The following is a 17,066-nucleotide window of genomic DNA, read 5'->3' as shown; positions in this document are numbered from 1 at the left end:
GTGGTCCCGGCCGGTGGCCGGTGGGGGAGTGGTGGGGCTGGCTGTGGTGGTCGAGCTCGCCGGGTTGGTGCTTTCCCGGCCTTCGGCCGGGACCCGAGTCGTGGCCGCTGCGCGGCCGCGGTTGCCGCGCTGCGCGCGGTTCTCTTCCCCTCCTGGCTCTCCATCATCGCCCGCGCGACCCTGCGCGCAACCGACCTCGCTGCGCGTCCCGGCCCGTCGAAACTCGTCGGCCTGCGGTCGCTGCGCTCCCTGAGCTCGGCCGACGAGCCCCGCCGGTCCGGGACCGGTCGGTTGCACTCCGGGTCGCTTATGCGGGCGGTGATTACGACGCCAGGAGGGGGCGAAAAACGGTCGGGACCACCGGCCACCCACCACCTGGCAGGAAGGGTCGCCATGACCACCACCGAAGCAACGTCCACCGAGGTCGAGGCGGGACCTACGTCCGAGAGCGTCGAGTTCGCTCACGTTGACCCCCGAACGCTCGTCATCGGCGTCAACGTTCGTGCCGATGCGGACCTCACCCCCGCGTTCGTCGGGTCCATCAAGCAGCACGGCGTCTTGCAGGCTGTCCGCGCCCGCCGCGACGAGGACGGGATCCTGGTCGTCCTCGAGGGGCAGCGCCGCACGCTCGCCGCAATCGAGGCTGGGCGGGCAACGATCCCCGTTCAGATCATCGAAGGCACCGAGGACGAGGCCCGCCGCATCGTCGAGCAGCTGGCCGAGAACGACCAGCGCAGGGACATGCGCGACAGCCACCGCACCGCCGCGTTCCAGCAGTTGTCGCTCATCGGGCTGAGTGCGGCGCAGATCGCCAAGCGCACCGGCACGGACAAGGGTGTCGTGGCCAGCGCGCTCACGGTCGCCGGGTCGAAGTTCGGCGTTGCCGTCCAGGCCAAGTACGACCTGCCCCTCGACGTCGTGGCAGCGATCACGGAGTTCGAGGACGACCCCGAGACCGTCAAGAGCCTGACCGCCGTCGCCGTCGAGGACCCGAACGGCTTTGCCCACGCGGCCCAGCGGGCGCGCGACGACCGCCAGCGCGCTGCCGAGGTCGCGGCGGCCCGCGACACGCTGGCCGCACAGAACGTGACCGAGGTTCCCCGACCCGGCTACGACGACGCCAAGATCAAGCGCCTGGACAGCCTCAAGCCCGCCGCCGACGACGCGAACGGCACCGACCTCACCGTGGACGCGCACGCTGAATGCCCCGGCCACGCGGCCTACATCTCGGCCCAGTGGCAGCGGGTCGAGGTCGTCTACGTCTGCACGAACTGGCGCAAGCATGGCCACGGTGACCGGTACGGCACCGCGAGCACCCAGCGCACGGGGTCGATGAGCGAGGCGGAGAAGGCCGAGCGCCGCCGGGTGATCGAGAACAACAAGGCGTGGAAGTCTGCCGAGGTCGTCCGGAGGAAGTGGCTCGCGGAGTTCTCCCAGCGCAAGACCGCCCCCACCGGAGCGGCCGCGTTCATCGCCGCACGGATCGCGACCGGCACCCACACCCTGGGGCACGGGGCCGACAAGGACCACGAACTGGCCGCGCAGTGGCTCGGGATCAAGCCCGGGACGAGCGCGTACCGGGGCCGCAGCCAGGGCATCGCTCAGGCCGCCGCGAAGGCCACGGCGGGCCGGGCGCAGCACATCGCGCTCGTGATCTGCCTGGCTGCGTGCGAGACCGGGACCGGCGTCCAGTCCTGGCGGCACGAGGGCAGCCTGGCCGAGTACCTGGGCGCGCTGGAGTCCTGGGGCTACGCCCTCAGCCACGTCGAGAAGATCGCCCGAGGGAAGGCACCCAAGAAGAAGTAGCCCAGCCCGGCGCGGGGCTCGCGGGGAGAGCCCCTGCGGGCCGCGCGCCCGCCGCGCGTGGTGCTGCCCGTGCCGGCCCATCGAGGGCCCGTACGGGCACCGCGGAGCTGCCGCCCCCCCCGGACCCCCGCTTCCGCTCGTCGATCTCGCGAAGGCGAGGAAAAGGCGATGCGAGGCTCTCACACCGCTACGTTGCAGGCATGATGCGCACGATCTACGCCATGGCCGCGCAGCCGTCCGCGCCCGTCGATTCCCTGCGTTCCTGGGAGGTCATCGGGGTATGGGTCGGAGGGCTCGCCGCCGCTATCGCGGCGGGGTTCGCGGTGTGGCTTGCAGCGGATGAGAGGAGGCGTGCTCGGAAAGAACGAGCTGACGCCCGCGCCAGAACGCTCCGCGATCAGGCGAACCAGATCTATGCGTGGGTTGACGCTGTTGTACTTGCTGAGGACAGCCCCGAAATGGGTGCAACGGTGCGCTGGCAGAATGCATCTGGCCAGCCTGTTTGGGACTTCGAGACGGAACCGCTCCGAGGGTTTGATTCCTCAGTGGGTCCCTTCACGAGGTCGATCCGTCACAAGTTCCTTCCACCCGGGCCGGTCCAGGCGGAAACTTTCGGATTCACCGCCGACTACCACGAGGGCACACAAGCCGTGCGGTGCTCGTTCCGCGACGCCAGTGGCAACACCTGGGAGAAGGATCACGTCGGGTCTCTCATCGTCACTGGCGGGCCGGACGAATCCGAGATTCGCTCCTACGAGCTCGCCAAGAACTCGCAGACGAGACGGTTTCCGCGAGTAATCGCGGGTGTTCTCTACTCCTGGCGAGAGGCGCCGCGGCAGTACCGAGATCGGCTCAACTAAGCCCAGATTGATATCCGCCGACTCGTCGGCGGGCGCGTGGTCCCGGCCGGTGGCCGGTGGGGGAGTGGTGGGGCTGGCTGTGGTGGTCGAGCTCGCCGGGTTGGTGCTTTCCCGGCCTTCGGCCGGGACCCGAGTCGTGGCCGCTGCGCGGCCGCGGTTGCCGCGCTGCGCGCGGTTCTCTTCCCCTCCTGGCTCTCCATCATCGCCCGCGCGACCCTGCGCGCAACCGACCTCGCTGCGCGTCCCGGCCCGTCGAAACTCGTCGGCCTGCGGTCGCTGCGCTCCCTGAGCTCGGCCGACGAGCCCCGCCGGTCCGGGACCGGTCGGTTGCACTCCGGGTCGCTTATGCGGGCGGTGATTACGACGCCAGGAGGGGGCGAAAAACGGTCGGGACCACCGGCCACCCACCACCTGGCAGGAAGGGTCACCATGACCACCACCACCCCCACCGAAGGTGTGTTCGGCCCGCCGATCCACACGTACACGCGCGCCCAGGCCCTGGCGGATGGCCTGCTGGTTGACGCCGGACTACTGGCCCAGGAAGCAGGGTTCCGCTGGCCCGTCGTGCTCACCCAGGCGGCACATGCCGAGGCCGTCGCGTGGAGCCCCGAGTACGAAGCCGGGCAGGACGAGACCGGGCGACTGTGGGACGTGCTCTGGCTCGCCACGATCGCGGCCCACGCGGGTCGCTCCCGGTTCACCGTGGCCCGAGTCCCGGGCGCCCCGGGCCAGGTCGAGGCCCAGGACCTCGACCTGGTGCTCCACGTCGGCCCTGGCGACACCGCGGCGCCGGTCGTGACGATCAGCCTCCCCGGCGAGGACTGACACCCACCCGCGGCGGGCCGACGACCGGCCCGCCGCGGACCACCAGACCCAGCCCGGCCCACGAAGGGAACCACATGACCACCGAGCACCAGACGATGCGCCAGCGCGTGGCCGCGATCAACTGCCACCCCGCGCAGCTCGAGGGCGAGCAGCGCGCCGCGCTCGAGGAGCGCATCCGCCGCCGTCTGACCGGCTACCCCGACCAGTACGTCACCCAGTACGCGAACGGCGACGCCGATATCGCGCTCTGGCTCGCCCTGGTCGACCTCCGGCTCACGCGCCAAGTCTGGCTCACCCACCGCGACATCGCGGACCGCCGCTGGCGCGACGACTACGACGCCGGGCGCGACCCCATCGACGCCGCCGACGAGGCAGCCGAGGACGAGGCCGGCCAACTCTTCGACTGAGCCACCCGCGGGCCGGGCGCGAACAACGCCCGGCCCGCACCTTCGCAGAAGTATACATCGAGTGAGTTAAGCGGTATACTTGAGTTGTTGGAAGGGCACACAACGGCCGGAGACCACCGGCCACCCGACACCAACACAAAGGAGGGCCCCGTGGCTCAGAACACCATCGCCGCCCAGGACGCGAGCCGCGCGTCGTTCGAGGCCAGCATCGAGGCTGCCAAGCGCCACGCGGAGCGCACCGGCGAGCCGCTGAACGACCTGCTGGACCGGATGGACGTCAACGACGCCAGCACGGTCCCGGTGAACCACCCGCTCATCAGTGGCGACAAGGCCCGCGCGGCCCAGCGCCTGCGCGCCGCGTTGTGGATCGATCCCACCGGGCGCCGCACCTACACCCCGCCCACGCGGACGCTCGCCGACCTGCTCGCCTGACGTGCCCCGGTGGGCCGGAGAGGGAGACCCCCGGCCCACCGGCTGGCCCACCTGAACCACACCAGCGAGCAGGAGAACCCCAATGCTGAGCATCACCCACACCCGCGAGGCCGGAACCCTCATCGACGGCACCGAGCGCGGCGACGGCACCAACGTCGTCCTCAAGGCCCACCGCTGGCGGTTCAGCCGCAACCTCGGCACCTGGTACGTGCCGCAGTCGCGCGACCGCGCCGCCAAGGTGCGCACGATCGAGACGACCGCGGCCGCGCTGCGCGAGGCCGGCTACGACGTCGAGGTCACCATCGACGACACGGCCCGTCCGGCCGCCGTCGTCGAGGCCGACAAGATCGCCCGGCAGGCCGCCCGCGCTGACGCGCTGGCAGCCAAGGCCGACCGCAAGGCGGGCGCGGCGGATGCCGCCTACGCGCGGCACGAGGCCGCCGTCGAGCGTCTGCCCGAGGGTGGGGAGCCGATCAAGATTGGCCACCACTCCGAGAAGCGCCACCGTCGCGACACCGAACGCGCCTGGTCCACGCTCGGGGTCGCTGTCCACGCCCAGCGCGACGCCGACGCCGCCCAGCAGGCCGCGGCGACCGCCGCGGCGACGACCGGCGCCCGGTACAACCCGGTCACCGTCGGGAACCGCATCGCCCGGCTCGCCGCGGAGATCCGCAAGCACGAGCGCGAGCTGGTCGCTCCGGTCTACGACCCCGACACGGGATATCGGCCCGCGACCGAGCGCGAGCTGGCGCGGCGCCGACGTCGCCTTGAGCCGGCGATCGCCGAGTCCCGCGACAACCTCGCGCACTGGGAGGGCGTGCGCGCCCAACAGGTCGCGGACGGCGCCGTCACCGACTACGGGCCGCACAACGTCGCCAAGGGCGACGAGGTCAAGATCGGCCATTGGTGGCGCCGCGTCGCCCGCGTCAACGCCAAGTCCGTGAGCGTCGAGACGGACTACTCCTGGACCGACCGCGCCCCGTGGCACGAGGTCACCGACCACCGCGTGGCCCAGACCGCGTGACCAGCCGCCAGGGCGGGCCACGACCGGCCCGCCCTGGCCCAGCCCGTACCGACACGAGGAGAACCGCCATGACGACCGCCACCGCACCCCGAACCCGTAGGCTCACCCGTACCCGCCGCGCCGCCGTGGGGGACTTGCCGCCCCCCACACCCCCCGCCTCCGGCGCGGCGCACCATCGCCTGCAACCCCGAGGTGCCCCACCCATGACGACCCGCCGCGTCGACGCCCTGCCCGACGAGCACGCCGGCCCGATCCTCGACCTGCTCGACCGAGTGCGCGCGGCCGCGACGCCGCCTGCCGGCGATGGGGGAGCATGGGCCGCGGCCGAGGCCGGACAGGTGCGCGTGCGCACCGGGTACAAGGCAGCCCGGCGGACCCTGTCCGCCGGCCAGTACGCCGCGCATACCCTGCGCCAGCTCGCCCTGGCCCAGCCCGAGGTCGAGCGTGAGCCGTGGACCGACGCCCTGGCCCACGCCGGCGAGCCGATCGGCTCATGGGACTGGGACGTGCGCATGCAAGGCGCCCTCGACCTGCGCCGCACGTTCAAGGACCAGCCCGACCCTCTGCCGGCGAGCGTGCGCCCGGTCCGTCTCGTGGCCGCCTGGCTCACCCACGCCAGCGGCACCGGACTCGTGCCCGTCACCGCCCGCCTCGCCGCTCACGTCCTCGAGCTCGAGCTCGCCGACGACGTCCTCGCTGCAGCCTGGTACGCCACCCATGGCGACCGGCTCCTGGCCGAGCTCACCGCTCACGGCACACCCACCAGCGGCGCGGCCGACGTCGACGAGGCGCACCGACGTGCGCTGCTGCGCACCGCCGTCCGGGGCCTCTATCGCGCGCAGTTGCTGACGAAGGTCGACCTCGCCGCCCGCGCTGGCATCACCCGCCGCACGCTCGACGCCTGGCTCGCACAGGGCTGAGCCGCCTCGCTGAGCGAGTCGACCTCACCGCTTGGTTCGCGGACGGCCAGCGCCACGCCGACGATCTTCGATCCCATCTAGGGACTCCGCGGTCCACACCGGGCCGCCGTTGAGCTCGCCGGCCGGATCGGGTAGCCAGTCCACCCCGCGGTGCCGGGCGGTGCGCAACGAAACCGGCGAGACGCCGAGCCGCTGAGCCAGGCGCGCGCTGTCGTACAGCCCGCGCGGCCCAGGCCCCGGATCAACCGGCCCAACGGGCTCGGATTCCTTGCTCATCTGACCACGCTAACAGAACCGAAACGTTCTGTTTCTGCTAAACTAGAACGCAAGCGTTCGGATATTGGAGGCATGATGAACCACTCTCGTAGGCCCCTTGCTCTCGCCGGTTCGGTGGTTCGGCCCGCACGGGCCACGCCTGAGCCGATGGCGGCTCAGCAGGCGGCCGAGACCTACGAGTCGTTCCCGCGCTGGCCCGTCGTCCTCCTCGCCGCCGGCGCGTTCGTCGCGATCTGGGGCGGGTGGGTGGACCTGGGCCGGATGTCAGGCTTCGGGCCGGTGAACCTGCTCCCGGGAATCATGGACCTGACCGTGAACCTCGCGATCACACTGCCTCTGGGCATGGAGGTCTACGCCGCGTTCGCCCTCGGCGTCTGGCTCACCCACCGCAACATCCGACCTACCGCGCGAGCTTTCGCGGGCTGGTCGGTCCTGGCCTCTCTCGTGATCGGAGCCGCAGGGCAAATCACCTACCACCTGCTCCACGCTGCCGGCATCGAGCGAGCACCCTGGCAGGTCGTCGTCGGCGTTGCGTGCGTGCCCGTCGCCGTCATGGGTATGGGCGCCGCGCTCGCCCACCTGCTCGGCGTGCGCCGTCCCCGTCCGGGCGCAGCTGAGACGGGCGACCCGATGACCGACCCGGCGGCGGCCGCGCCGCTCATGGAGACACGCGCGACAGCCGAGGAGGCCGTGGAGGTTGAGCCGGTGGAGGCCGAGCCTGTCGCTGAGCCGGTCGAGCCCGTCGAGATTGCCGAGCCTGTCGCTGAGCCGGTCGAGCCGGTCGAGCCGGTCGAGCCCGTCGAGGTCGGGGCGGTCGGCGCGGGCCGCGCGCTGGTCCAGGCGAGTGGTGACCTGGACCCACGCACGATGTCAGCTGACCAGCGTGACGCCCTGATCCTCCAGCTTGCACGTGAGGCGCGTTCCGAACGGGACCTCGCCCAGCGGGTGCCATGGTCGCGGTCGACGGTGAACCGGGTCCTGCGCAAGCACGACGTCGTCCTGAACCAGCCCGCGGACCAGCCCCAGATGCAGTGGGCCACGGATCGCGGCGAGACGGCCGTGGCGTGAACCACGGTGCCCGGCGACGGAGCGCCGCGCACGATCTGGCGCAGCCCTGCGGGCCGCGGCTGACGAGCGTTCTGAGTCTTCGGTCCGTCCCTGGCTCCGAGTGTGGCCGGCCGTCCCAGGGCGCAAGTCGGCTCCGCTGCGCTACGGCCCGCCCGGGTGGAAAGTCCCCGGCTGCACTCGCTGCGCTCGTTGAGCCCGCCGAGGACTTTCCACCCGTCCGGGCACCTCGACTCGCTCGCTGCGCTCACGCCCTGCGGGTGCGTCCTGAGACGGCTACCGGCCAAACGCTCCGCTTGCAGGGACGGTCCGAAAAACGACGTTGGGGAGGCATCATGGCCAGCCAGCAGGTCAAGGTCACCGTGTACAGCAAGCCGGCGTGCGTCCAGTGCGACGCGACCTACCGAGCGCTCGACAAGAAGGGGATCGAGTACACCGTGGTCGATATCTCCGCCGACGGCGACGCGCTCGAGCGGGTGCGCGCGCTGGGGTACCTCCAGGCCCCGGTCGTCGTCGCCGGCGAGGAGTCGTGGAGCGGCTTCAGGCCCGACCAGATCAACGCCCTCGCGACCCGTCAGGAGGCGTGAAGTGGAGACCGGGGGCCAGATCGTCCAGGTACCGGCCGTCGAAGCGGCCCGGCGCTTGCGCGCCGCGCTGAAGACCGCGTTCCCGGGGCACAAGTTCTCCGTCCGGACCCGCCGTTCCACCTACGGACAGGGGCTGAGCGTGCGTTGGGCAGGTGGGCCCACACAGACCGCGGTGGGCGCCGTCGCCAGCACGTTCGAGGGACGAAGCTCTGACGCCATGACGGACTGCTCGCGGCCCATCAGGGTCACCTACGCCGGCGCCCGGGTCCGCTACATGGTGACCGACGTCGACGCCTACCGCGTCGACGACGAGCAGGGGGAGTGAGCACGAAGTGGCTACCGAGCTGACCCGTGGGCGGGTCGTGGAGATCAACGCCGCGGCGTGGGAGTTCTGGCGCTTCCACGCGAACAGCGCGGATGACTGGACCCGGGGCTACCTGGCCCGCCGCGGGCTGCGCGGCCTGCAGGCCGGGTACGCGCCCGAGGGGTGGGCTCGGCTCGTGGGGCGCATGCGCGGGCGCGGGTACAGCGCGGACGAACTCGTGGCTGCCGGCCTCGCGTTCCGCACCGAGAAGGGCCAGGTCGGGGACGTGTTCCGTGACCGGCTGGTCCTGCCGTACCGCGACGAGGCGGGCGCGATCGTCGGGTTCAGCGCCCGCCGCAATCCCGCGACCGACGACGTCGACGACGCCCCGGCGAAGTACCTCAATACCACCAGCACGCCGGCGTTCGACAAGTCCCGGGACTTGTACGGCATCGACCCGGCCGCGGTGCGCCGCATCCAGGCGGGCGCGCGGGTCGTGTTCGTCGAGGGAGCCCTGGACGTCGAGGCCATCCGTCGCACCGGGTCGCCCGTCGTGCCTCTGTCCGGGTGTGGCACCGCGCTCACCGCGACCCACCTCGAGCGCGTGCGTGCGATCCACCCGGGCGCCGTCGCGCTGGCGGTGTTCGCGTTCGACGCCGACGCCGCCGGTCAGGCGGCCGCGGTGCGCGCATGGGACCTGCTGACCGACGACGAGGCCGGCACCGCCGGCGCCCTGGTCCTGCCCGACGGGACGGACCCCGCCCAGCTCGTCGAGGACGGCCACGGCCGGGCCCTGGCCGAGCGTCTGGCCCAGCCGCAGAGCCTGGTGTCCGTCGTGGTCGACGTCGTCCTGTCCCGTCATGACCTGATGACCGTCGAGGGTCGGGTGAACGCCGTGCGGGCCGCGGCCGCGCTCGTTGCGCGCATCGCGGACGTGCCGCTGTCGCGCGTCGGGACGCAGCTGCACGCGCGCCTGGCCCCGCACACCGACCTCGGCGTGATCGCCGGCGAGCTCGCGATCGCCGCGGCCGCCGCGCGCGGCACCACCTGAGCCGGCATCTGGGCCCGGCTAGGTTGGCATGCGCCAGGACCGGGAGGAAGAGCATGCCGATCAGCGACGAGGAGCGCGCCCAGCGCGCGGCCGATGCACAGCGCATCCGACACAGCACTGAGCTCGAGGGCGGACGGACCGACGACGCCGCGAGGGCGATCCAGGACATGTATGTGCGCGGGGAGATTGACGGAGAAGAGTTGATCCGTCGGACCAAGGCGTACTTGGCAGGCGAGGGGGAGTAGGCGTGAGCAGGCCGTGGGAGAGCGGCGATGAGTACGCCCGTTGGGACGGATATCTGCTGGAGGACAAGCGCACTCTGCGCAACCTCGTCGGGGCTCGGACCCCGGAACAGCTTCGTCGTGCTGAGGAGCATCTGGTCGAGGCCAGGGCACTCACCTTGCGCGAGCACGGCCTACCGGACTCGTACGGTCTCGACGGGCTACGCGCGGTCCACCGACACCTGTTCCAGGACGTCTACGAGTGGGCCGGCGAGGTGCGGACGGTGTCGATCCGCAAGGGTCATGACGGGTGGTTCGCCCCCCTCGGTCGGATCGCACCGACGATGCAGGCCGTCGGCGAGCAGATCGCGCAGACGGAGAACCTGCGCTCCATCGACCCGGAACGCATCCCTGGCACGCTGGCGCAGGTCTATAACCTGACTAACCAGGCGCATCCGTTCCGCGAGGGCAACGGTCGCACCCAGCGGGAGTACGTCACCGCCCTCGCTCGCGAGTCAGGCCACCACGTCGACTGGACCCGTGTCACGCTCGGCCGAGGCGACCTCGAATCGGAGAACGACCGCGCCAGCCGGCTCGCTGCATCAGGCGATCCGAGTGCGCTCAGGGACATGTTCCATCGCATCGTCACGAGGGCGGAGCGCGACAGCTTCGACGTCGCCGCGTTCGAAGCGGTGAGGATCGCGCAGGCGGGACGGCGCATCGGCGGTGGTGGGCACACGGCCCCGCGTGGTTCGGCAACTCAGCGCCCCATCCACGGGCGCGCACCCGAGACCGGGGTCGGTCGCGAGTAGGGATGCACGGTGACGTGCGAAGGGCCCCAGCGTGAGGTTCACGTTGGGGCCCTTCGTCGTGGGATCAGTCGCCGCTATCGGCGGCAGCGGCGCTACGGACGCTCGCGCTCCGGCGCCGCGGCGTGCGCGCCTTCCGTTCGGGGTCTTGCAGCCCGAGCTTACGGAGTTCGTCGGGCGTCCAGCCGTCCCCGACCGCTGCTGCGTACGCCCTCGCGTGCTCACGCTCAGCAGCCTGCATCTGTGCACGAACCTCCGCCTCGGCCTGCGCCGCGCGGACGAGCCCGCGCACGGATGAGATCCGCGCATCGAGCAACTCACGAGCCTTCGCTTCTGCCGCCTCTAGGTCCAGTTCTCTCGCCATGCCGCCATGCTACGGAGCCCCAGTGGCGGCGCGCTAGTGCCGCGCCATCCAGGCGTAGTCCATGTCCGTCACGCACGCAAAGTGACAGATCCCGGCGGACGACCTGAGCCGAGCAAGCTATACACTTACGTACCGTAAATGGCTCCATCGGCTCGACGCTGCGCTAGGCCGATGGCACACTTGTCGTGTGGTCCCCGATGCTCGGGGTCGCTGCGCTGGGCAGGAAGGACGCAAACGATGACCGAAGCAATGCCGCGGGCACGCGCGCGTCAGCGTCAGCGTCGCGCCAACGTGCCGGGCGGACGGCGGCACTACCACCGGGTCGGGGTGACACCGGAAGAGGAGGCGCTGCTGCTTCAGCGGGCGACGGCGGCGCGGGTGACGATCCCGCGTCTTCTGGTGGAGTCCGCGCTGGCGGAACAGGGCGAGACCGCGACGGACCGGGCGAGTCACCTGACCGAGCTCTTTCACGCGCGACGGCTTCTCGCGGCCGTGTCGAACAACCTCAACCAGATCGCCCGTGCTACGAACGCGACCGGGGAGGTTCAGGCGGAGCTGGACGAGACGTTGCGCGCGGTTCAGACGGTGAGTGCGCGGGTCGGTGCGGCGCTGCGTGAGGCAGAGGGACAGCGCCCGTGATCCCCAACATCACCCGTGGTGCCCGAGTCGCCGGGCTGATGGTCTACCTCGCGGGTGAGGGGCGGCACAACGAGCACAGCAACCCGCACGTCGTGGCTGGACACGATGTCGTTGTGCAGGGCGTCGGGTCGCGGCAGCTCTCGACAGATGACGCGCTCGACATCGCGAACGAGCTCGACCAGCCGCGGCGAGTTTTCGGCACGCGGGTGACCATGCCCGTGAAGGAGTGGAGCGAGGCCGAGCAGGCCATGGTCAAGGTGGGAGACAGCGACGCCCACGTGTGGCACTGCTCGCTCTCGCTCGACGCATCCGAGGGCCAGCTGAGCGACGCGCAGTGGGGTCAGATCGCCACCGAGTTCGTCGAGGGGATGGGCTTCGCCGGCGACGAGGACGGGGGAGCGGGGTGTCGCTGGGTCGCGGTCCGGCACGGGCTGTCGAGCAACGGGAACGACCACGTCCACGTCGTGGTCAACCTCGTCAGAGAGGACGGCACGAAGGCGCGCGTGCACAAAGATTTCCCGCGTGCGCAGCAGCTGGCGAACACCCTCGAGAAGCGACATGGCCTCGTCGTCCTGGAGTCCCGCGAGAGCGGCCGCGGAGCTCTTGCCGGGGCCAAGCCGGGCGAGCTCAACCGGGCTGAGCGGGCCGCCGTCGCGCTTCCCGCTCGCGAGGAGCTGCGCCGCCGCGTGCGCGCCGCGGCGGCGGGCTCGAGCGGTGAACGTGAATACCTGGACGCGTTGAAGGATGCCCGCGTCCTGGTCCGCCCGAGGTACGCCGAGGGCGGCCGTGAACGCGTCGTGGGTTACTCCGTCGCGTTGGTCCCCAACGTTGTCGCTGGGCGTCGCGAAGACCCCGTGTGGTTCGGTGCGGGGAAGCTCGACCGGACTCTCGCGCTCGGCCAGCTCCGCACGCGGTGGGGCGTCGACGTCGCCGGCGACCCGGGGCTCACGACCGCGTGGACCGAACGCTGGGAAGGCGCCACAGTCGCAGGGAAGGTCGCGGCCAACACCCCGCCCGCGGACGCCGCCCGCGCCCTGCACGGGATGACCGGTCGGCTCGGAGATGCAGAGCAGCGGGTCGCTGCGCTCGACGTCGCCGGCGTGTTCGCGCGCGCGTCGCTAGCTCTGGAGAAGGACCGCCCAGGACCGCTCCAGGAGGCGTCAGACGCCCTGGCTCGAGCAGCCCAACCGCCCGCGCACGACTTCGCGCACAGGGAGCGGGAGAAGAGCGAGCGGGCGTCGCTGAACGCCGCCTACGCCTCACGCCTGGTGGCGCGGGCGACGAGCCGCGACGCAAAGGTGGGTTGGATCGCCGTGCTGCGACAGGCCGAGCGCGCGGCGCGCGCGATCGCGCACGCCCAAGAGCTGCGCGGACAGGTGCAAGCGGCGGCCCGAACCAACCAGGCACTCGCGGCAGTAGCGCGGGCCGTGCCACAGCTCGAGCGCGCAGTCCAGAGCGGTGCGAGCAGTAGGCCGGTCCCGGCGCACGCGACACGTCGGCCGGCCGATCGCGGACCGTCGCGCGATGGCCGGGACGGGGTCGAACGCGACTGACGGCTCGACGTCGCAGGCCGGTCACCGCGCGCGGGGCGAGACCTTCACGGTGTCCGGCTGGTGCTCAGGAAGGACCGTGAGCACCATCCGGGCGTCACCCGGCCCGACCCGCACGAAGTGCCACTTCTCGTATGCCCGGCCCGTACGGCTGGAGCCCGCAACGCAGGCGACCGTGGCGCCCAGTTGGAGGTTCCCATGCAGGAGCGCCCGCACTTCGAACAACCTCAGCGGCGACGCCCCCGGGCGGACCGCGACGTTCGAGAGCGTCCACGTCGCGAGCGGTGCGTGGAGCCTCCAGGACGGGGCGCCTGGACGGTATCGGCGTCGGGCGTACCCAAGTCCACCGACCATGGCGAGAGTGGCAAAGATCCACCCAGCGACGAGCACAAGGGCGGCGGTGGCCACCATCCCGCTGCCGAGTTCGGCGATGGCGGTGAGGGCTACCAGCACGACGAGCATCGGGACCGCGACCAGGGCGCTCCGCCAGCCTTGGCGGTGCAGACACGCCACCACGAGGCCGTCACGGCTGCTGTAGTGATCGCCGAGCTGCAGCAGCACCGTCGCCGCGAGACCGGCCGCCGTCGTGCTCGCGATCGTCCTGCGCACGTGTCGGGGGATCGGCGCCTCGTCGGGGTCCTCACCCGCGAAGGCCAGCGCAAGCGTCCACGCCACTCTCGGCACTTCCCAGACACGTACACGTCGCACCCCGGTGTCCCTCCTCGTCGCAGTTCGCCATCCCGCCCCCGCTGTTATAACCTAGGCTATAACGGAGGTGATCCCCATGACGAGCACGACCGAAGACCCGGACGTCCGCGCCGTCGTTCGGCTGCGGCATCGTCAGGTCGTCGACCGGCTCGACGAGCTGCGCCTGGTCCGCCGCCTCGCTGACACGATGACGCAGACCGAGATCGCACAGGTGCTCGCGATCAGCCAGCCGGCGGTGAACAAGAAGCTGCGGGCCGCCGCGCGAGTCCCGAACCTGCCAGACGGGTTCAGCGGTGCCAGCCCGTACGAGATCGCCGAGCGATACGTCGCCGGGCAGATCGACCGGGACCGCGTGATCGACGAGCTCGCGCGCTGGCCGTACGCGAACACGCCGAAGACCGACGGGTTCGACTGGCTGGTCGAGGACATCGCCGGCACGTTCGAGGAGGTCGGCCGCGCGCTCGACGACGGCCTGCTCGACGGCGACACCTACGACGCAGTGCTCGCCGCCAAGACTGGACGCTCTGCGCGCTGACCGTTTAACTCGCGGGCGTGAACGACGACCACGACCTGCACGCGGCCCACCGTGAGACCGTCCGAGAGTTCTCCCGTGCCGGGGGCCCGCTCGACAAGGACGGGCCGCACTCCACGCTGAACAACCCCGCGTGGTTCATCGAAGGGCAGGTCGACCAACCGACAGCCGGTCGGCGCGCCCTCTGGCGCCGCCTGCGCGACGAAGCACGCGCAGAGGCGCCCGGGGCGCGCCAAGACGGCAAGGCCATCGTGCTCGCCGGTCCGCCCGGGGCAGGCAAGGGCCACATCCAGAAGAACGTCCTCGGGCTCGACAAGAGCGCCTGGCTCGTCGTCGACGCCGACAAGTTCAAGGAAAAGTTGCTCCGCGAAGCCCTGGCCGACGGCAGCTACGACGCCTTCCTCAAGCCCGACGCCGTGCGCGAGCGTGAGGCCGCGGGGGAACCGTTCTACCCCCTCGAGCTCGCCGCGCTCGTGCACGAGGAGTCCTCACACCTTGCCCGCCTGCTCCGTGACGAGGCCCTGCGCGAAGGGACGAACATCGTCATCGACTCGGTCCTCTCCAAGCCCGACGCCGCGCTCGCCCTCGGCGAACGCCTCGCGGCCGCCGGCTACGAGGTCGAGGTCGTCGACGTTGAAGTCCCCTACGAGCTGTCCCAGGCCCGCATCGCCCAGCGCTGGCGCGAGTCCTACGAGGGGGCCGTCCTGACACGGGAAGGGCTCGGTGGCCGATGGGTCCCGAGCGTCTACGCCCGCGATGTCTTCGACGGCCCGGATGGTCGTGCGCGCTCCCAGGCGTCCGCTACGGCGCTGGCCGCCGGTTGCCCCGCTGTACTGCGCCACCGTCGCTTCTGGACCTCAGCCCAGGGCGCGGCGATGCAGGTCGAGGTCGACACGGGCCGACTGCAGCGAGGGGGCGAACTGCTGGAGTACGCCGTGATCGACTCGCATCGGCGATCGTCGACGAGCTTCCAGCGACGCCGCCCACAAGGCGACCGTCCGGAACGAGAGAACGGGCCGCAGCGTTAGCCACGGCGCTCCACCGGGAGCGTCGGCGCGCGGTTATGCATCAGATGCAAACCCGTACTCGTTGACCGGTGAGCGTACGTACTCGGGACGTGCGAGTCGCACGTTGAACAGAGCTCGTGAGCTCATTTGGCTAGCAGCCCGGTCGAGTACATGGACGGTGGAGGCGACGACAGCGTCGAACGCGCCGTGACGATCTGGGAAGAGTGGGCGACGTCGATGCGAGTTTGAGCCGGTCGCGCGTTGACCTCGCCGGGGAGGGTGGTGCCGGACGGACGGCGTCGATCCCCAACCTCAAGGCGGCACATCGTGTCGGCCTCTTCCTCGGCGTGCCGTTCAACATCAAGACGTACGCGCTGCTCGTCGCGTCGCAAACTGGACTCGTGGTCGGTGACTTCGCGCGTGGCCAGGCGGTGACTTCGCGCGTGGCCGGGCGGTGACCTGCGCATCCACGGCACCACGTCGATCAGGTGCATGAGCTCCGGCCGTGCGCGCCGTGCGCGGTGCGAAGTGCGGTGGTCGGTGCTACAGGGCTGGGTAGTTTCCCGAAAGGGGTGCACCCCACGTACTAGAGTCATGGCAGGTCACAACGCGACCGGGACTTCGTTCATCTCCACGTCCTAACCGAGTATTCGATGCTCGGGGGTGGAGAAGACGAAGGGCCGGGTCTCAGCTGCAACTGAGTCCGGCCCTGTCCGCAGAAGAACAAGTGACGAGGTTCACCCGCTCGCCCGCCTACTGTCCCACAGTCACACGGTAGCAGGCCTTGGTTGGCGTGCCTGGCGCGTGGGTGAACCTCCCGATGAAAGGAGAACACCCGTGACCGCTTCCTCGGAGTCGACCTCAGTGTCGATCCCCAACCAGGCGTGGATCGTCATACTCGCCTTCATGGTCTTCAACCCGAGTGGGCTGGCGGACACCGCGGGTTCTGTCGTGCCTGTACCTGAGCCTCCGGGAGCCTGTGTGACGGAGGGTGCGTCAACGCCGTAAGCGGCTCCCGGAGCCGCTCAGGGTTGCTTCGGGCCTCCGGACTTACCTGGCGCAAGGTGCGCGGGCGAGCGCCCGCGCGCCTTGCGGCGCATTGCCCGAGCATTGGTCGGCCGCCGGCGAGATCATCGTCGCGTGCGCGTGCGCGTGCGCGTGCGGGTTCTTGCATCAGATGCAACTCGCACCATTCAGTTGGTAATGGTGCGTGCTCGAGGGGCGCGAGTGGCTCGTGCTCGCGACCGCGAGCGAGGTTGGTGTGGGCACCGGGCGCTACGGTCCAGGAGCATGGATTGGCTCTCGTTCCTCATGGGCGGCATCGTGGGCCCGCTCATCGTGGCGGCCGTGCAGGGCTCCGTGGGCTGGTCTCGCCGGCCCAGGGGCCGGTTCGAGGTCCGGCGTACGTCTTTGTCGAACGGCGCAGCCCTGGTGTGTGCGGTGTGGACGGGAGCCGGTGAGGCGTGGGACGTCCTCATGATCCCGCGCCATGGAATCGCGCAGGGTCCCCGCAAGCTGGAAGATGGGCGACTCGCGGATGGAGTCGGAGAGGTCTCGCTGACGCTGTTCCCCGATGGCGCGGGCAGAGCCGAGATTCAACTGCTCTACCGCGCCCGCCCCGGTGGACCCGCCCGCGCGATCGCAGCGGACATTGCCCACGGCAGGACGCGGAGGATCAG

19 protein-coding genes and 1 pseudogene are annotated in these 17,066 nt (G+C 71.0%); 18 read left to right on the top strand and 2 right to left on the bottom strand.

Going from position 1 to position 17,066, the window contains the following annotated elements:
* Positions 1-393: 393 nt before the first annotated feature.
* From LGQ04_RS17180 to LGQ04_RS17120, 13 genes are all read left to right on the top strand, one after another.
* Positions 394-1,806 carry a ParB/RepB/Spo0J family partition protein gene (locus LGQ04_RS17180; protein WP_229245195.1) on the top strand — a complete coding sequence of 471 codons (1,413 nt, stop codon included), beginning with the start codon at positions 394-396 and terminating at the stop codon, positions 1,804-1,806.
* Positions 1,807-2,006: 200 nt separating this feature from the next.
* Positions 2,007-2,666 carry a hypothetical protein gene (locus LGQ04_RS17175; RefSeq protein WP_229245194.1) on the top strand — a complete coding sequence of 220 codons (660 nt, stop codon included), beginning with the start codon at positions 2,007-2,009 and terminating at the stop codon, positions 2,664-2,666.
* A 429-nt stretch (positions 2,667-3,095) separates the two neighbouring features.
* Positions 3,096-3,491 carry a DUF6573 family protein gene (locus LGQ04_RS17170; RefSeq protein WP_229245193.1) on the top strand — a complete coding sequence of 132 codons (396 nt, stop codon included), beginning with the start codon at positions 3,096-3,098 and terminating at the stop codon, positions 3,489-3,491.
* A gap of 74 nt (positions 3,492-3,565) precedes the next feature.
* Positions 3,566-3,898, top strand: coding sequence for a hypothetical protein (locus LGQ04_RS17165; protein ID WP_229245192.1), 333 nt, complete (start codon positions 3,566-3,568; stop codon positions 3,896-3,898).
* 150 nt (positions 3,899-4,048) lie between these two features.
* Positions 4,049-4,330 (top strand): hypothetical protein, encoded by a 282-nt coding sequence (locus tag LGQ04_RS17160; RefSeq protein WP_229245191.1) that lies wholly within the window; start codon positions 4,049-4,051, stop codon positions 4,328-4,330.
* An 82-nt stretch (positions 4,331-4,412) separates the two neighbouring features.
* Positions 4,413-5,354, top strand: a complete 942-nt coding sequence (locus LGQ04_RS17155) for a DUF3560 domain-containing protein (protein ID WP_229245190.1) — start codon at positions 4,413-4,415, stop codon at positions 5,352-5,354.
* 203 nt (positions 5,355-5,557) lie between these two features.
* A complete protein-coding gene (locus tag LGQ04_RS17150; RefSeq protein WP_229245189.1) occupies positions 5,558-6,274 on the top strand; it encodes a hypothetical protein in 717 nt (238 codons plus the stop codon).
* A 555-nt stretch (positions 6,275-6,829) separates the two neighbouring features.
* Positions 6,830-7,618 (top strand): hypothetical protein, encoded by a 789-nt coding sequence (locus LGQ04_RS17145; RefSeq protein ID WP_229245188.1) that lies wholly within the window; start codon positions 6,830-6,832, stop codon positions 7,616-7,618.
* Positions 7,619-7,950: 332 nt separating this feature from the next.
* On the top strand, positions 7,951-8,202 hold the full coding sequence (gene nrdH / locus LGQ04_RS17140) for a glutaredoxin-like protein NrdH (RefSeq protein ID WP_229245187.1): 252 nt from the start codon (positions 7,951-7,953) through the stop codon (positions 8,200-8,202).
* A 1-nt stretch (position 8,203) separates the two neighbouring features.
* On the top strand, positions 8,204-8,527 hold the full coding sequence (locus LGQ04_RS17135; protein ID WP_229245186.1) for an LPD29 domain-containing protein: 324 nt from the start codon (positions 8,204-8,206) through the stop codon (positions 8,525-8,527).
* Between the two features lie 7 nt (positions 8,528-8,534).
* Positions 8,535-9,557: a toprim domain-containing protein gene (locus tag LGQ04_RS17130; RefSeq protein ID WP_229245185.1), complete on the top strand. Its 1,023-nt coding sequence runs from the start codon at positions 8,535-8,537 to the stop codon at positions 9,555-9,557.
* A gap of 53 nt (positions 9,558-9,610) precedes the next feature.
* Positions 9,611-9,802, top strand: a complete 192-nt coding sequence (locus tag LGQ04_RS17125; RefSeq protein WP_043652390.1) for an antitoxin VbhA family protein — start codon at positions 9,611-9,613, stop codon at positions 9,800-9,802.
* Positions 9,803-9,804: 2 nt separating this feature from the next.
* Positions 9,805-10,590 carry a Fic/DOC family protein gene (locus LGQ04_RS17120; RefSeq protein WP_229245184.1) on the top strand — a complete coding sequence of 262 codons (786 nt, stop codon included), beginning with the start codon at positions 9,805-9,807 and terminating at the stop codon, positions 10,588-10,590.
* A gap of 64 nt (positions 10,591-10,654) precedes the next feature.
* Here LGQ04_RS17120 and LGQ04_RS17115 read toward each other — a convergent pair whose 3' ends face one another.
* Positions 10,655-10,951, bottom strand: a complete 297-nt coding sequence (locus LGQ04_RS17115; RefSeq protein ID WP_229245183.1) for a hypothetical protein — start codon at positions 10,949-10,951, stop codon at positions 10,655-10,657.
* Between the two features lie 237 nt (positions 10,952-11,188).
* Between LGQ04_RS17115 and LGQ04_RS17110 the strand changes: the two genes are divergently transcribed.
* Together LGQ04_RS17110 and LGQ04_RS17105 are read left to right on the top strand one after the other, a co-directional pair.
* A complete protein-coding gene (locus LGQ04_RS17110) occupies positions 11,189-11,590 on the top strand; it encodes a MobC family plasmid mobilization relaxosome protein (RefSeq protein WP_229245182.1) in 402 nt (133 codons plus the stop codon).
* The gene (locus LGQ04_RS17105) at positions 11,587-13,143 is read left to right on the top strand and encodes a relaxase/mobilization nuclease domain-containing protein (RefSeq protein WP_229245181.1); all 1,557 of its coding nucleotides are present in this window, start codon (positions 11,587-11,589) and stop codon (positions 13,141-13,143) included. The genes LGQ04_RS17110 and LGQ04_RS17105 overlap by 4 nt, the downstream gene beginning before the upstream one ends.
* A gap of 21 nt (positions 13,144-13,164) precedes the next feature.
* Here LGQ04_RS17105 and LGQ04_RS17100 read toward each other — a convergent pair whose 3' ends face one another.
* Positions 13,165-13,815 (bottom strand): hypothetical protein, encoded by a 651-nt coding sequence (locus tag LGQ04_RS17100; RefSeq protein WP_229245180.1) that lies wholly within the window; start codon positions 13,813-13,815, stop codon positions 13,165-13,167.
* A 109-nt stretch (positions 13,816-13,924) separates the two neighbouring features.
* Here LGQ04_RS17100 and LGQ04_RS17095 point away from each other — a divergent pair, with 109 nt between their 5' ends.
* From LGQ04_RS17095 to LGQ04_RS17085, 3 genes and pseudogenes are all read left to right on the top strand, one after another.
* A complete protein-coding gene (locus tag LGQ04_RS17095) occupies positions 13,925-14,383 on the top strand; it encodes a sigma-70 family RNA polymerase sigma factor (RefSeq protein WP_229245179.1) in 459 nt (152 codons plus the stop codon).
* A 17-nt stretch (positions 14,384-14,400) separates the two neighbouring features.
* Positions 14,401-15,408, top strand: coding sequence for a zeta toxin family protein (locus tag LGQ04_RS17090; protein WP_229245178.1), 1,008 nt, complete (start codon positions 14,401-14,403; stop codon positions 15,406-15,408).
* A gap of 314 nt (positions 15,409-15,722) precedes the next feature.
* Positions 15,723-15,823 (top strand): annotated as a pseudogene (locus LGQ04_RS17085) (thymidylate synthase); the annotation flags it as partial.
* Positions 15,824-17,066: the final 1,243 nt, after the last annotated feature.

The sequence above is a fragment of the Cellulosimicrobium marinum genome (assembly GCF_020551945.1).
Classification (GTDB): Bacteria; Actinomycetota; Actinomycetes; order Actinomycetales; family Cellulomonadaceae; genus Cellulosimicrobium; species Cellulosimicrobium marinum.
Note: the sequence above shows the minus strand (reverse complement) of the source record. Positions and strands in the feature narration are given on the sequence as shown.